Source organism: Streptomyces niphimycinicus (assembly GCF_018883605.1).
Lineage (GTDB): Bacteria > Actinomycetota > Actinomycetes > Streptomycetales > Streptomycetaceae > Streptomyces > Streptomyces niphimycinicus.
Genome location: NZ_JAHLEM010000049.1, coordinates 33,248 through 46,835 on the forward strand (window position 1 = coordinate 33,248; position 13,588 = coordinate 46,835).

General features: G+C 70.9%; 11 protein-coding genes. 4 read left to right on the forward strand and 7 right to left on the reverse strand.

The genetic code is table 11. From position 1 onward, the window contains the following. Nucleotides 1-261: 261 nt before the first annotated feature. The 3 genes from KN815_RS05955 to KN815_RS05965 all read left to right on the forward strand — a co-directional run bounded on the left by KN815_RS05955 (nucleotide 262) and on the right by KN815_RS05965 (nucleotide 2,317). Nucleotides 262-879 (forward strand): DUF4232 domain-containing protein, encoded by a 618-nt coding sequence (locus KN815_RS05955; protein ID WP_216340690.1) that lies wholly within the window; start codon nucleotides 262-264, stop codon nucleotides 877-879. Between the two features lie 213 nt (nucleotides 880-1,092). Continuing rightward, complete coding sequence (locus tag KN815_RS05960) at nucleotides 1,093-1,818, forward strand: DUF899 domain-containing protein (protein ID WP_216340691.1); 726 nt, start codon at nucleotides 1,093-1,095, stop codon at nucleotides 1,816-1,818. Between the two features lie 22 nt (nucleotides 1,819-1,840). Beyond that, nucleotides 1,841-2,317 carry a GNAT family N-acetyltransferase gene (locus KN815_RS05965; RefSeq protein ID WP_216340692.1) on the forward strand — a complete coding sequence of 159 codons (477 nt, stop codon included), beginning with the start codon at nucleotides 1,841-1,843 and terminating at the stop codon, nucleotides 2,315-2,317. 72 nt (nucleotides 2,318-2,389) lie between these two features. On the opposite strand, the gene KN815_RS05970 is transcribed toward KN815_RS05965, so the two are convergent. From KN815_RS05970 to KN815_RS05990, 5 genes are all read right to left on the reverse strand, one after another. Beyond that, nucleotides 2,390-3,028, reverse strand: a complete 639-nt coding sequence (locus tag KN815_RS05970; RefSeq protein ID WP_216340693.1) for a response regulator — start codon at nucleotides 3,026-3,028, stop codon at nucleotides 2,390-2,392. Then, the gene (locus KN815_RS05975) at nucleotides 3,025-4,224 is read right to left on the reverse strand and encodes a sensor histidine kinase (RefSeq protein ID WP_216340694.1); all 1,200 of its coding nucleotides are present in this window, start codon (nucleotides 4,222-4,224) and stop codon (nucleotides 3,025-3,027) included. The genes KN815_RS05970 and KN815_RS05975 overlap by 4 nt, the downstream gene beginning before the upstream one ends. Before the next feature lie 5 nt (nucleotides 4,225-4,229). Next, on the reverse strand, nucleotides 4,230-6,428 hold the full coding sequence (locus KN815_RS05980) for an MMPL family transporter (protein WP_216340695.1): 2,199 nt from the start codon (nucleotides 6,426-6,428) through the stop codon (nucleotides 4,230-4,232). Between the two features lie 136 nt (nucleotides 6,429-6,564). After that, on the reverse strand, nucleotides 6,565-7,311 hold the full coding sequence (locus KN815_RS05985) for an FG-GAP repeat domain-containing protein (RefSeq protein WP_216340696.1): 747 nt from the start codon (nucleotides 7,309-7,311) through the stop codon (nucleotides 6,565-6,567). A gap of 160 nt (nucleotides 7,312-7,471) precedes the next feature. Further along, nucleotides 7,472-8,158 carry a DUF4232 domain-containing protein gene (locus KN815_RS05990; RefSeq protein ID WP_216340697.1) on the reverse strand — a complete coding sequence of 229 codons (687 nt, stop codon included), beginning with the start codon at nucleotides 8,156-8,158 and terminating at the stop codon, nucleotides 7,472-7,474. A gap of 177 nt (nucleotides 8,159-8,335) precedes the next feature. On the opposite strand from KN815_RS05990, the gene KN815_RS05995 reads away from it, so the two are divergent. Next, the gene (locus KN815_RS05995; RefSeq protein WP_216340698.1) at nucleotides 8,336-8,878 is read left to right on the forward strand and encodes a DUF1707 SHOCT-like domain-containing protein; all 543 of its coding nucleotides are present in this window, start codon (nucleotides 8,336-8,338) and stop codon (nucleotides 8,876-8,878) included. A gap of 7 nt (nucleotides 8,879-8,885) precedes the next feature. Here the strand turns inward: KN815_RS05995 and KN815_RS06000 are convergent, their stop codons facing one another. Together KN815_RS06000 and KN815_RS06005 are read right to left on the reverse strand one after the other, a co-directional pair. Beyond that, complete coding sequence (locus tag KN815_RS06000; protein WP_216340699.1) at nucleotides 8,886-11,390, reverse strand: sensor histidine kinase; 2,505 nt, start codon at nucleotides 11,388-11,390, stop codon at nucleotides 8,886-8,888. Nucleotides 11,391-11,503: 113 nt separating this feature from the next. Further along, nucleotides 11,504-13,477: an APC family permease gene (locus KN815_RS06005; protein WP_216340700.1), complete on the reverse strand. Its 1,974-nt coding sequence runs from the start codon at nucleotides 13,475-13,477 to the stop codon at nucleotides 11,504-11,506. Between the last annotated feature and the right edge of the window lie 111 nt (nucleotides 13,478-13,588).

The window sequence follows — 13,588 nt, forward strand, 5'->3', positions numbered from 1 at the left end:
CGGACAGAAGGCTTGCCGACCCCTTGCGGAAACCTTGCGGGGCCGCCCGGAAGCAGATGCCGGTGGCGCCGCCCTTGGGGCTCGTGGCCGTTGACCACAAACGGAGGGCACAACACCGCATAGCGGTCAGAGCGGCAAAATGCGAGGTCACAGCGTTGCAAGCCTGTTAACAGGGCGTTAGTTGATCGTCAGCGGGAGCGGACAGACTTGTTGTCATGGCCCCGGGGGACGGGGCCAACGCTCACGACAACTGAGGGGCTCATGTCGCACCGCATCACCACTCGTCACGCACGCAAGGTCGCCGCCGCCGCCGTCGTCGCCGTGGCCGCGTTCGGTCTGACCGCGTGCCAGGACAACGCGGATGCCGGCGGGGACTCGTCCTCCGCAGCCTCGTCCAGTTCCGGCGGTTCGGACTCCTCCGACTCGGGTTCGTCCGGTTCCTCCGGTTCGGGTTCCTCGGGCTCCGGTGGTGGCGGCAACGCCGGTTCCGATGCCTGCGCGACCTCGCAGCTCGGGTTCCGCAGCACCCACGGCATGGGTGAGGGCACCCTGATCGTCGACCTCAAGAACAACGGGTCGGCCACCTGCACGCTCCAGGGCTTCCCGGGCGTCGACCTGAAGAGCAAGAACGGCACCCTGAGCGCCGAGCGCAGCGACCTCGCGGCGCCGAAGACGAGCGTCAAGCCGGGCGAGGAGACCCGCTTCACGCTCTACTACCCGCCGAACAACTCCGGCGGCTCCGGCGAGACCTTCACCACGCTCGTCGTCACCCCGCCCAACGAGACCCACTCGCACTCCCTGCCCGTCAGCATCAACGTCCCCGTCACCGACGGCTCCGGCTCCGCGATCAAGGTGGACCCCGTCGGCACCGGCAAGTAGCCACCGGCACGTAGACAACCGGCAGCAAAGCAGCCCCGGGCCGCCGGCCTGGGGCTTTGCTATGAGCACCGGGAGTCATGCGCTCGACCGATATCGATCACATGTTTGATTCTCGGTGTACCCGGCGTGCGCACTCGCCGGTGACGGCCGACCCTGGAGGGTGGACGCGCCCCGCGCAGGAGCCCGGATTCGAACTGGAAGGTGGACGTCACGATGAAGACACCCCCGGTCGTTTCGCCGCAGGAGTGGGAGGCCGCGCGCCGGCGGCTGCTCGGGGAGGAGAAGGAGCTGACCCGCGCCCGTGACGCACTGGCCGCCAAGCGTCGGCGGATGCCGTGGCTGGCGGTGGAGAAGGAGTACGCGTTCGAGGGTCCCGAGGGCAGGGTGAGTCTGCTCGACCTGTTCCAGGGCCGTCGCCAACTGATCGTCTACCGCGCCTTCTTCGAGCCCGTCGTCTACGGCTGGCCCGACCACGCCTGCCGCGGCTGCTCCATGGTCGCCGACCATGTGGGCCACCTCGCCCATCTCAACGCCCGCGGCACCACCCTCGTCTTCGCCTCGCGCGCGCCGCAGCCGGAGATCGAGCAGGTGAAGGCGCGGATGGGCTGGACGATGCCCTGGTACACGATCACCGACGACTTCGACGCCGACTTCGGTGTGGACGAGTGGCACGGCACGAACGCGTTCATCCGCGATGGCGACCGCGTATTCCGCACCTACTTCATCAACGCCCGCGGTGACGAGGCGCTGGGGAGCACCTGGAGCTACCTCGACATGACGGCGCTCGGGCGGCAGGAGGAGTGGGAGGACTCGCCGAAGGACTACCCGCAAACCCCGCCGTACGCATGGTGGAACTGGCACGACGCGTACGACGACGCCGAGCCCGCGCCGGAGTGGGTGGCCCAGACCCGACGCGGCACCCGGGCCCAGCCGGGCTGAGCCATGCGCCAAACTGTGTGGCATGGACAACCACAGCCATGTCCGCCCCGCGACCCCGCCCGACGTTGACGCGGTAAGGGCCGTCACCGACGCGGCATACCGCCCCTACATCGCCCGGATCGGCGTCCGCCCCGCGCCGATGGACGCGGACCACGCGGCCGATATCGCGGCGGGGCGCGTCTTCGTCACCGGCGACCCGGTCGTGGTGGGGGTGCTGGTCCTGGTGGCCGAGCCCGGCCATCTCGTCCTGGAGAGCATCGCCGTGGACCCGGACGCGCACCGGCAGGGCGTGGGCAGACGGCTGCTCGCCTTCGCCGAGCTGCACGCCCGCGCCCTCGGCCTCCCGGAGATCCGGCTCTACACCAACGCCCTCATGCGGGAGAACCAGGAGATCTACCCGAGGTACGGGTACGAGGTGACCGAGCGCCGCCAGGACGGCGCGTACGACCGGATCCACTACCGGAAGCGCATCCCCGAGGCGGCGCCCGACGAGCGGTGAGGGGCCCGCTGCCGCGGGGGGCCGCGATGGGCGGGGGCCGCGATGGAACGAGGACGGCCGCGTCATACGCCCCTAAGGCCGCCGCAGAAGCCCCCGCTCCATGGCCACCACCACCGCCCTCGTCCGGTCGTTCACATCGAGCTTGGCGAACAGCCGCAGCAGATGCGTCTTCACCGTGGCCTCGGCGATCACGAGGCGTCGTCCGATCTCGGCGTTGGTGAGACCGTCCGCCACGGCGCCCAGGACCTCGGTCTCGCGGTCGGTCAGCGGCTCCTGAACGGGCCGCCGCATCCGCGCGACCAGCTTCTCGGCGACCCGGGGGGCGAGCACCGTCTCGCCCCGGGCCGCCGCGTGGATGGCGTCGACGAGTTGCTCACGGGTGGTGTCCTTGAGCAGATAGCCGATGGCACCGGCCTCCACCCCGCGCTCGATCTCCGTATCGGTGTCGTACGTCGTCAGGATCAGCACCCGGGTACGCGGATACCGGGCGACGATCTCGGTCGTCGTCGCCACCCCGTCGAGTACCGGCATCCGCAGATCGACCAGGGCCACATCGGGGTCGTACCGCTCGACGAGTCCGAGTGCCGCGCGTCCGTCGCCCGCCTCGCCGACGATCTCGATGCTGTCCTCGGCGGCGAGCAGGGCGATCACTCCGGCCCGCATCACGGTGTGATCGTCCACCACGACGATGCGCAGACCTCCCTCGCTCATGCCTCCACCTCGCCCACCATGGGGATCATCGCCAGGATGCGTGTCCCGTCGCCCACCGAACTCGTCACCGTGAGCCTCCCGCCCAGCTCCGCCAGTCGCTTGCGCATGCCGTCGAGTCCGAAACCCGTCGACTCCCCCACCCGGAACCCGGCTCCATCGTCGGTGATCTCCAGCTCCACCCCGTGCGGACGCCGCGCCAGCACCACGCCGACCATGGACGCGCGGGCGTGTTTGCGCACATTGGCCAGGGACTCCTGGGTGCAGCGCAGCAGCGCGATACGGGTCTGCTGGTCGCACTCGATGTCTGCCAGGTCGGCGTCGACCGCCAGGCCGGTGTCCTCGGCGAAGCGGTCCAGCGTACGGCGCAGCGTCCGCGCCACCGATCCGGCCGCCACCTGGCCCGGACCCGGCTGCCCCGCCGAGCCGACCAACTCCCTGGCCTCGGCGAGGTTTTCCCGGGCGGTGGACTCGATCGACCGCAGTTGCTGGGCGCTGGTGGCCGGATGATGGTCAATGCCCGCCTGGGCCGCCTCCGCGAGCACGATGATCGACGCGAAGCCCTGCGCGAGCGTGTCGTGGATATCGCGTGCGATGCGTTCCCGTTCGTCCGCCGCGCCCTGGCGCTGATGGGCCTCGGAAAGCTGTGCCTGCGTCCGCTCCAACTCCTCGATCAGCCGCGCCCGTTCACTGCTCTGCGCGACGACCGAATGTGCCCACAGCCCGATCAGTACGCCCACCGCGACCACGATCAGGGTGGACATCAGCGTCTCGCCGAAGAACTCCGCCGACCAGCCCTGCCGGACCAGACTCCCGGCCAGCGTGGCACCGGTGGCCAGCCCGAGGAACCACATCGAGGCCCGCGGGCTGCGCCCGAACATCCAGTAGTGCGGCAGCGTCACCATGAACAGCGCCGCATAACTGCTGCCCAGATAGGCCAGCCCGCCGAGCGCGACCACGAGCACCGAGAGATAGCCCTGCGGCCGTACGACCGGGTTCCCCGGGAAGCGGTCGAGCACCGCGTAGCTCAGCACCACGCAGCCCAGCAGCGCGATGGCCCGGTACTTGCTCCCCCCGGCCGGAGCCGTGGTCACCAGCCCGACGGCCATCGCGGCGAACAGGCCCCAGCACACGGCGTTCCACCGGCGCAGCGAAGTGGCCCAGAAGGCGTCGGCCAGGGGGCTGGCGAGAGCGGTCATACCGATCAACGTACGTCGACCGCCGGTCGTCCGTCGGCCGGATGCGCCGAGGACGCCGCCGTTCGCCCCGCCGTCCGCGAGGGCCACCAGCTCGCCTCACCGAGCAGCAGCATCGCCGACGGCAGGACCATGATCCGGACGATGAAGGCATCGAGCAGCACGGCCGCCGCGAGGACGAAGCCGATCTGCTTCATCTCGATGATGTGCAGAAAGACGAAACTCACGAAGACGGTCGTCATCACCACGGCCGCACTTGTCACCACACTCGCCGACCTGCGGATTCCCTCGAGTACGGCCTGCCGGGTGGGCACGCCCGTAAGGACGGCCTCCCGGATCCGGCTCACCACGAACACCTGGTAGTCCATCGAGAGCCCGAAGAGGATCACAAAGAGGAACAGCGGGACGCGCGATCCAATCGAACCCGTGGAGTGGAAGTCCAACAGCCCCTCGGCCCAGCTCCCCTGGAAGACCAGGACGAGCAGTCCGAGCGCCGCCGCGGCGGACAGCAGATTCAGTACGACGCCGATCAGGCCCAGCACCACCGAGCGGAACGCGTACGTCGTCATCGCGAAGGTGACCAGCAGCAACGCCCCGAGGACCAGCGGGAGTTTGCTGTTCTGGTGGGCGGGATAGTCGGCGTACCGGGCGACGTCCCCGCTCACCCCGGACTCCGCCCCCTCGACCCGGCCGACGGTGGCGGGCAGATAGTCCTCGCGCAGGTGGTCCAGGGAGTCGTACGCCTGGTCTGAGTTGCCCAGGTACGGCACCCTCAGCTCGAGCGCGCTGATCCGGTGGTCGGCGGAGGTCCGCACGCGCGAGGCGCCGGCGAACAGCGGGTCGGCGTCGGCGCGCCGGGCCAGCTCGCGCAGCGCCCCGCCGACCTCACCGGAGCGCTCGGCGTCGGCCCGTACGACGACCTGGTGGGTGACCCGTCGCTCCGGGAACGCCGCGTTGAGCCGGTCGTACACCCGCATGGCGGCGATGTCGCGGGAGTGGGTGTCCCGGCTCATCTCCGTGATCTTCAGCCCGGCCAGCGGGGTGACGAGCGCGAGCAGGGCGAGAACCGAGACGCACAGGGTGGCCAGGGGGTGCCGGCTCGCGGGTCGCAGCAGAGCGGCCCATACGCGGCCACCGCCCTCGTCCCGGGTCCGGCGCGCGGGCTTTCCCCGCTCGGCACGGCGCCGCGCCCCGCGCTCCTCCCGCTTTCCCAGCTTGACGAGCATCGCGGGCAGCGCCGTCAGCGAACTGGCCACCGCGACCAGGACGACCACGATCGTGCCGGTGGCGAGCGAGGAGAAGATGACATCGGAGGCGAGATAGAGCGTCGCGGTGGAGGCCACGACCGCGAGTCCGGAGATCATGACGGCCCGGCCGGAGGTCGCCGCGGCCAAATCCACCAGCGCCTCGGAGCTGAGCCGGCCGCCCGAGCGGGCGCGCTCCTCGCGCTCCCGCTTGAGGTAGAAGAGCGTGTAGTCGACGCCGACCGCGAGGCCGATCATCAGGATGACGTTGGTGCCGACCCCGGCGTCGGGGGAAAGGTGTGAGGCCACCATCGAAAGCCCGATGGCCGCCGCGATGGACGACAGCGCGAGCAGCAGCGGCACCCCCGCCATGGTCACGGAGCCGAACACGACCAACAGGGTGACCAGGGTGATGGGAAGCGTGATCTTCTCGGAGAGCGCCAGGTCGTCACCGCGCTGCTGGTCGACTCCCTTGCTGATGGAGGGACTCCCGGTCTCCTCCAGCCGCAGCCCCGGATACGCCTTCGCCACGGCGTCGGTCTGTCCGGCCAGCGCGTCGACCTTGTCCTTGGCGTCCCGCTCCTCGCCCTTCAGGGCCACCTCGACCATCAGAATCCGGCGGTCCTCGGACAGCAGCGGATCGGCGACGCCCGCGACCTCGGGCAGCCGCTTCATCCGGGCGGTCAGCTCCCCGGCGGCGGCCTCGGCGGCGTCCCGGTCGAAGGGTCCCGACCGGGAAGAGATCAGCACTTGTTCGGCGGCTCTGCGCTCCAGACCTCCCTCGGCGGCGATCGCCTCCGCCCGTCCGGCCTCGCCGACCCGGTAGTCGGCCGTGGTCGCGCTGTGGGTGCCGACGGCACTGCCGATGCCCAGACACAGCACCACGAACACCAGCCAGCCGACGATGGCCCGCCAGGGGTGCCGGGCGCTCCAGCGCGCCATGCGCACAGTGAATGAGTTCATGGCCAAAAGCGTTGCTGGCCAGGGTGGTTGGCCGACAGAGGTGCCCGGTTGAACTTCCCGTCCACCGATCGGTGGACGGGACAGGGCCAGGTCCCGGGATGGGGACCTGGCCCTGGATGGTGCGCCGGGGGTGAGGTCAGGCGCAGGACTTGTAGAAGTGCTTCCAGCCGTCGCCGGGCATGGCGGGCGGCTCGGCCGTGCTGCCGAACTCCCCGTACTTCTGCTGTGTCGCGTAGTCGTAGTCCCCCGGGCCGCTGCCCGCGGTCGACAGGCGCACATCCCGGTCGAGCTGCCCGTCACCGGGGTTGTTGAGGATCGCGAGGTCCGGGTACGGGTCGTCGCCGTAGTTGGCGATCCGGAGCTGCTGGGCCTCGCCCTGGTCGCCGATGTCGGAGTGCCGTGCGTCGGGGGAGCTCAGGTTCTTCCGTGCGAGGGGGCCGGGGCGGTATTCCGCGACGCGCGCGGTCGAGGCGTCGTCCCCGTCGGCCGGCTCGACGATGTTGACGACCATGTCCAGGGTGCCGTCGTTCTGGAAGTCGGCGACCGCGGCGGTCGCGACCTCCCCCTTCTTCGCGCCGAGAAGTTTGCTGACGGCCTGCTTCGCGCCGAACGTGCCGTCCGCGGCGCCCCACTGGATGGTCATCTTGGTTCCGGTGTGCCCGGGGTTCGAGATCTTGTCCGGGTTGCCGTCGCCGTCGAGATCGCCGACCAGCGTCGTGGCGTCGGCCAGACACGGGCCCGCCGCCTCGCCGGCCTTGCCGGACCGTTCCGCGCCGCTCGAGTGCGACGACCCGGCCGCACTGGCCTGGTAACCGGCGATGGTCAGGGTCAGGGCGACAGCCGCGATCGGGGCGGCGATCAGACGTGACCGTTTGCGAAGCATCTGCGAACTCCTAACGTCGTTACTGCGAAGTGAGAGGGTGGCGACGCCCCGCGAGCGCGTACCGAAGGTGCCGTACCGCGTAGTCGCGGTGTGCGACCGGGGAGAGCGGGCGTGCGCGCTCCCCGTCGACCACCGTCACCGGACTGGGTGGCCCGGCCGGTTACTGGTCCGTTCCGCCGCCGAAGGGGACGGCGTCCGCCGGGGAGGTGTGCCAGTTGGTGACGACGGGCCTGTCGACGGTCATGGCGCTGACCGGCAGGGAGACCGGGTTGGGGTCCTTGTCACCGACGGCGACGATGATGCTGTCCAGTTCCTTGCCGTTGTTGTCGTTGGTGGTCTTCGGGTTCACCCCGGCATAGGCGGTGGTGCTCCCGCTCAGCGTGACCGCCGGTCCTACGGCCTGCTCCGCGGGACCCGCCTCGGTGCCGTCCGACCCGAAGGCCACCGTGGGCAGCGCGGCGGGCAGGTCACAGGTGATCCCCGCCTTGGCCTTCGCCATGACCAGGATGTATCCACCGGCCTGCGTCTCTTCCCGGGTGCTCCAGGAAATGTCGTTGGCCCCGCACACCTGCCCGACCTTGCCGCGCTCGCCGTTGCCGGTGTCGGCTCCGGAACCGTCCTGGGCTCCCTTGTCCTTGGCACCGGGGGTCTTGGCCGACGAGCCGCCGGCGGTGTCCTTGTCGGCCGCGGCATCGCCCGCGGCCCCGGTCGTGGCCTTGGCCGAGGCGGACGAGTCACTGGACCCGCTGCTCTTCTCGTCCGACTGGCAAGCGGTGGCGAACATCGCGGCAGTCACCAGCAGGCTGGCACCGGCGAACATACGGACCCGGGGGCGGCTGATAAGCATGGGAAGTCCTTCTTCGTCATCAGTGGTCTAGTGCTCCCGGCGATGTTTCGCTCGGTGTGCAACTCACTGTGCCGGTGCCCGCTACCGTTCTGTTAGCGCTCCGCTAACGAAGCGCTGACGCGATCTCGGACCGGCCGACCCACCTGCGTATCGCCGGGGCGCCAGTAGAGTGAAACGGTGACTTCTCTGCCGGAAGACCCGCCGTTACTGGTCAGCGAGGACGACCGCGACGCGGCCGTGCGGCGCGTGCAGGAGGCGTACGCCGAGGGGCGTATCTCGCACGAGGACATGGACGAACGCCTCCACCAGGTGCTCACCGCCAAGACCCGCGGCGAACTGGTGTCGGCTCTGGCCTCGCTCCCGGAGGAGAACGCGGGCACCACGTCCACGATCGCCGCCGCCGGCGGGCGGATCAAGCGGCGCGGCGCATGGCAGGTGCCCCGGGTCCTCAAGGTCGCGTCCGCGTTCGGAAGGGTGCGCCTGGACCTGTCCCGGGCGGTCATCGAACATCCGGTAGTCGACATCGAGCTGCAACTCGGCACCGGCAGGGCCAGGATCACGGTGCCGCGCGACGCCATCGTCGACCTCGAGGATCTGCACACCGGGTGGAAGGACACGCACTACAAGCCCCGGCAGAGCCCCGGCCCCGGCGGGCCGAGGATCCGCATCTCCGGGACCATGGGATTCGGACGGCTGAAGATCCGCCACGCGCGGCGGTGAGGCGGCGTCAGCGTCCCGGGCGGTGTGTCGGGAAGGTGAGCGTGACCGCGAAGGCGCGGGGGCCGGTGGTGTGGTCCAGGGTGCCGCCCATGGCCTCGGTGAGATCGCGGGAGAGCCGCAGGGGCAGGGTGTCGGCTCGGGAGCCGTTCGGCTCCGAGGTGGTTCCGTCGGTGATCCGGACCGTGAGCCGTTCCGGCCGGGCCTCGGCGGTGAGGGCCGGCGGGGTGTCGGGGGTGCTGTGGCGCAGTGCGTCGGCTCCCAGTGCGGTGAGGACTCGGGTGAGCAGGGCGGCGTCGGCGATCACGTACGGGAGCTGTTCCGGCAGGTGGAGGGCGATGGTGCGGCCGCTGGTGCCGAGGTCGTCCAGCGCGGCGGTCAGTGCCTCGTCGAGGTCGACCGGCCGGAGGTAGAGGTCCAGGGCTCCGGCGTGCAGCCGGCTCAGATCGTCCAGGTCGGTGACGAGCTGGGCGGCGCGGCGCACTGCTGACCGGGCGGCGGCCAGGAGGCGGCTCGCCTCCCGGGACGGGCCGGTGGGCCGGAGGTCGCGCAGGCGTACGAGGGCGTCTTCGGCCGAGCGCAGCGGGGCCCGCAGATCGTGGCTCGCGGTGAGGAGCAGCGAGGCGCGGGTGCGTTCGGCGGCGGCCAGGGTGTCGGTTTCGGCGGCGTGGCGGGTGAGCGCGCCATGGGTGTGGGCGATGCCGATCTGCGTGGCGCATGCGGAGAGGATGCGCTGGTCGTCGCCGCTGAGTCCGTGGCCGTAGGCGGCCAGGGTGAGGTGGTCGCCGATGGGGACCTCGACGTCGCCTTGGTGGGGCCGCTCGGGTGGCCGTTCGCCGGTGCTGGCGACGACGTACCAGCGCGGCTCGCGGGCGTGTTCCGGCTCAGGGGCGTGTTCCGGCTCGCGTACGGGGCCCGGTCCGCGTTCCAGCAGGCTGACCGAGGTCAGGGAGAAGTTCTCGCGCACCTGTTCGAGGAGGGCGGGCAGGTCCTGGCCGCGCATCATGGCGGCCGCCAGCCGGCTCAGCACCCGGGCCTCGGAGGTGGCGCGCCGGGCCTGACCGGTCCGGCGGGCGGCGGCCCCGGATGCGGTGCCGACCAGCCACGCGGCGGCCAGGAAGACGGCCAGCGCCACGACGTCGATGGTGTGCACGACGTCCAGCGAACGCAGGGGCTGGGTGAAGTAGTAGTCGGCGAGCAGTCCCGCCGCCACGGCGGTGACGAGCGCGGGCAGGACGCCGCCGACCAGGGCGGTCAGCACGACGGCCAGCATGTAGATCACCAGGGCGCCGGGGAGGCCCATCCGGTCGCGCAGGGCGATCAGGACCAGGGTCAGCAGGGGCAGCAGCCCCGCGGCTCCGGCCAGCGCCGACCACAGCCGCGCCGGGCCGGTGCCGCGGGCGGGCTGCGGCAGCCGGAGGGAGGGGCCCTTCGCCGCCTGCTCATGGGTGACGATGTGGACGTCGATGGGCCCGGACCGGTGGATGGTCCGCTGCCCCACTCCCGCCCGCAGCAACAGCGAGAACCGTCCTCGGCGGCTGGCGCCGAGCACGATCTGGGTGACGTTCTCGTCCTCGGCGAACCGCAGCAGCGCCTCGGGGACGTCCTCGCCGACCGTCTGGTGGTAGCTGCCGCCCAGCGACTCCACCAGCGCCCGCTGCCGGGCCAGCACGCCCAGGCGGTTGGGCTGGGCGAGCCCGTTGCCGGGGACGACATGCAGGGCCAGCAGCTCGCTGCCGGGGGTCCGGGTGGTGATGCGGGCGGCGCGGCGGATCAGCGTCTCGCCCTCGGGGCCGCCGGTCAGGCCGACCATGATGCGCTCCCGGGTCTCCCAGGGGGCGGTGATGCCGTGTTCGGCGCGGTAGCGCTGGAGCCCCTCCTCGACACGGTCGGCGAGCCACAGCAGGGCCAGTTCGCGCAGCGCGGTGAGATTGCCCAGCCGGAAGTAGTGGGTGAGGGCTCCCTCGACGCGGTCCTGCGGATAGACATCGCCGTGCACCAGACGGCGGCGCAGCGTCTCGGGCAGCAGGTCCACCAGCTCGATCTGGTCGGCGCGGCGCGCCACCTCATCGGGCAGCGTCTCGTGCTGGGTGACGCCGGTGATCTGCCGTACGACGTCGTTCAGCGACTCCAGGTGCTGGATGTTGAGCGTGGTGACGACATCGATCCCGGCGTCGAGGAGTGCGTCCACGTCCTGCCAGCGCTTGGTGTTGCGTGACCCCGGAACGTTGGTGTGGGCCAGCTCGTCGACCAGCGCCACCTGGGGGCGGCGGGCCAGGACGGCGTCGAGATCCATCTCGGTGAAGGCCGTACCCCGGTGGACCAGGGTGTGCCGGGGGACCGTCTCCAGCCCTTCGGCCAGGGCCGCCGTCAGCCGCCGCCCGTGCGGTTCGACCAGCCCGATGACCACGTCGGCGCCCTGGCCGCGTAGCCGTTGGCCCTCCTGGAGCATGGCGTACGTCTTCCCGACCCCGGGAGCGGCCCCGAGGTGGATCCGCAATCGTCCACGCGCCATCAGCGGGCTCCTGTCGGCTCGGCCGCGATCATGCGCCCCGCACTTCCATGGTGCGCCGGGGAGCGCGGGACGGCGGCCGGGTGCGGTACGCGCCGAAGGGCAGCGGCCGGTACTCAGCCGACGTGGACGTGGGGCCGCCGGGCCCGGTCGGGTTCGGCCTCGCGGAGCACTTCCCGGGTGACGGGGGCGACCTCTCCCTGGCCGAACAGGAAGAACCGCAGGAACTGGGCGAAGGGGCTGCCCTCGGTCCACTCGAAGTAGATATGCGGCCTGCACCCGGTCACATCCCGTACGTGCAGCAGCAGCGCGGCCAGCGAGTTGGGGATGGAGGAGCCGTCGAGGGTCAGGACGCGGTAGCGGCCGTGCAGCACCTCGCCATGCACACGCAGCGCCGATTCGAAGTCGGACGGGTCGCGGACGGTGACCTCGACGAAGATCAGATCCTCGTCGTCCGGGATGTCGTTGTCGGCCCGTATCTGCTGGGTCTTGTCGCGGTACTCGGCCACGTCCCGGCGGTCCGGCTCGTTGGCGATGAACCGTATGCGGCGGGTGGCGCTGTCGCGGACGAAGCGCTCGGCCAGGTCGTCCAGATCCATGTCGGTGACGCGTAGCTCGAAGGCACGGGCGAGCCGGGACAGCAGGGACACCGCGATGATGCCGGCGATGAAACAGGCGCCGATCTTGACGCCGTCGGGGCGTTCCGCGACGTTGACCGCCGTGGTGTAGCCGAAGACCACCGAGATCACGCCGAAGCCGATGGTCCAGCCCCGCTGCCCGGCGCGGCGGGCGGCGATGGTGACGGCGACCGCGGCGGAGGTCATCAGGACCAGCACCCCGGTGGCGTAGGCACCGCCCTGGGCGTCCACATCGGCGTCGAAGAGCCAGGTGACCAGGAAGGCGATCAGGGTGAAGACGAGCACCATGGGGCGCACCGCCCGGGCCCAGTGCGGGGCCATGCCGTAGCGGGGCAGATAGCGGGGCATGAGGTTGAGCAGTCCGGCCATGGCCGAGGCGCCCGCGAACCACAGGATGCCGATGGTCGCGGCGTCGTAGACGCTGCCGAAGACGGAGCCCAGGTAGTGGTGCGCGAGATAGGCGAGGGCCCGTCCGTTGGCCTGGCCGCCGGCCTTGAACTCGTCCTGCGGGATGAGCACGGTGGTGATGAAGCTCGTGGTGATCAGGAAGACGCTCATGATCACGGCGGCGGTGGTGAGCAGCTTCCGGGTGTCCCGGATCCGTCCGGTGAGACGCTCCTCGGTGTCGCCGGGGCCGCCGTCCACATGCGGCATGACGGCCACCCCGGTCTCGAAACCGGACAGGCCGAGCGCCAGCTTGGGGAACACCACCAGCGCCAGGCCGACCATGACCAGCGGATTGCTGTGCTCGGCGGTCAGCGCCCGCGACCAGTCGGTGACCACGTGGGACGCGGTGGCCACATGCCACAGTCCGACGATCACGACGACCGCGTTCAGCGCCAGGTAGCCGCCGACGAGCACCACCGCCACCCCGATGGCCTCCATGAAGCCCTTGAGGAAGACGGCGCCGAGAAGGGCGACCAGCCCCAGCGTGATCGGCACCTCATGGCCGTGCAGCGCGCTGGTGAAGTGCGGGTTCTCCACCAGGTGGGTGGAGGCGTCGGCGGCCGAGAGGGTGATGGTGATCAGGAAGTCGGTGGCCGCGAACCCCAGCAGCGTCAGAACGAAGAGCTTGCCCTTCCAGAACGACAGCAGCCGCTCCAGCATCGCGATCGACCCCTCGCCATGCGGGCTCTCCTTGGCCACCCGCCGGTACACCGGCAGCGCCCCGGCCAGGGTCACGGCCACCAGCACGACGGTGGCGATGGGGGACAGCAGCCCGGCGGCGAGGGCGGCGATGCCGGGCTGGTAGCCGAGCGTGGAGAAGTAGTCCACTCCGGTCAGGCACATCACCCGCCACCACCGCTGCCCCCGGTGCCCCTCGGGGACCTGGGCATGCGGTCCGGGCTGCTGTTTGGCCATCTCGGACAGGCCCTGGAGCAGCCAGGTCCGCAGACGGCCTCCCGTGGGGGCCTCCGCCGGGCGGGGCTCCACATCGGGGGAGATGGCCATGGTGCACTCCTGGTCAGATCGCGATACCGAACACACCGTCGAAAAGAATCGGCCGAATCAGGGTAGACAGGGCCGCAGGCAGGGCCATCTCCGGGCCTACCAGTGGCATGC

Excerpts from the sequence above, each read along its gene's own strand:
- KN815_RS05970 (WP_216340693.1), bottom strand. The coding sequence starts at position 3,028 with ATGAGCGAGGGAGGTCTGCGCATCGTCGTGGTGGACGATCACACCGTG.
- KN815_RS05985 (WP_216340696.1), bottom strand. The coding sequence starts at position 7,311 with ATGCTTCGCAAACGGTCACGTCTGATCGCCGCCCCGATCGCGGCTGTC.
- KN815_RS05980 (WP_216340695.1), bottom strand. The coding sequence starts at position 6,428 with ATGAACTCATTCACTGTGCGCATGGCGCGCTGGAGCGCCCGGCACCCC.
- KN815_RS05955 (WP_216340690.1), top strand. The coding sequence starts at position 262 with ATGTCGCACCGCATCACCACTCGTCACGCACGCAAGGTCGCCGCCGCC.
- KN815_RS05965 (WP_216340692.1), top strand. The coding sequence starts at position 1,841 with ATGGACAACCACAGCCATGTCCGCCCCGCGACCCCGCCCGACGTTGAC.
- KN815_RS05975 (WP_216340694.1), bottom strand. The coding sequence starts at position 4,224 with ATGACCGCTCTCGCCAGCCCCCTGGCCGACGCCTTCTGGGCCACTTCG.
- KN815_RS05990 (WP_216340697.1), bottom strand. The coding sequence starts at position 8,158 with ATGCTTATCAGCCGCCCCCGGGTCCGTATGTTCGCCGGTGCCAGCCTG.
- KN815_RS06005 (WP_216340700.1), bottom strand. The coding sequence starts at position 13,477 with ATGGCCATCTCCCCCGATGTGGAGCCCCGCCCGGCGGAGGCCCCCACG.
- KN815_RS06000 (WP_216340699.1), bottom strand. The coding sequence starts at position 11,390 with ATGGCGCGTGGACGATTGCGGATCCACCTCGGGGCCGCTCCCGGGGTC.
- KN815_RS05960 (WP_216340691.1), top strand. The coding sequence starts at position 1,093 with ATGAAGACACCCCCGGTCGTTTCGCCGCAGGAGTGGGAGGCCGCGCGC.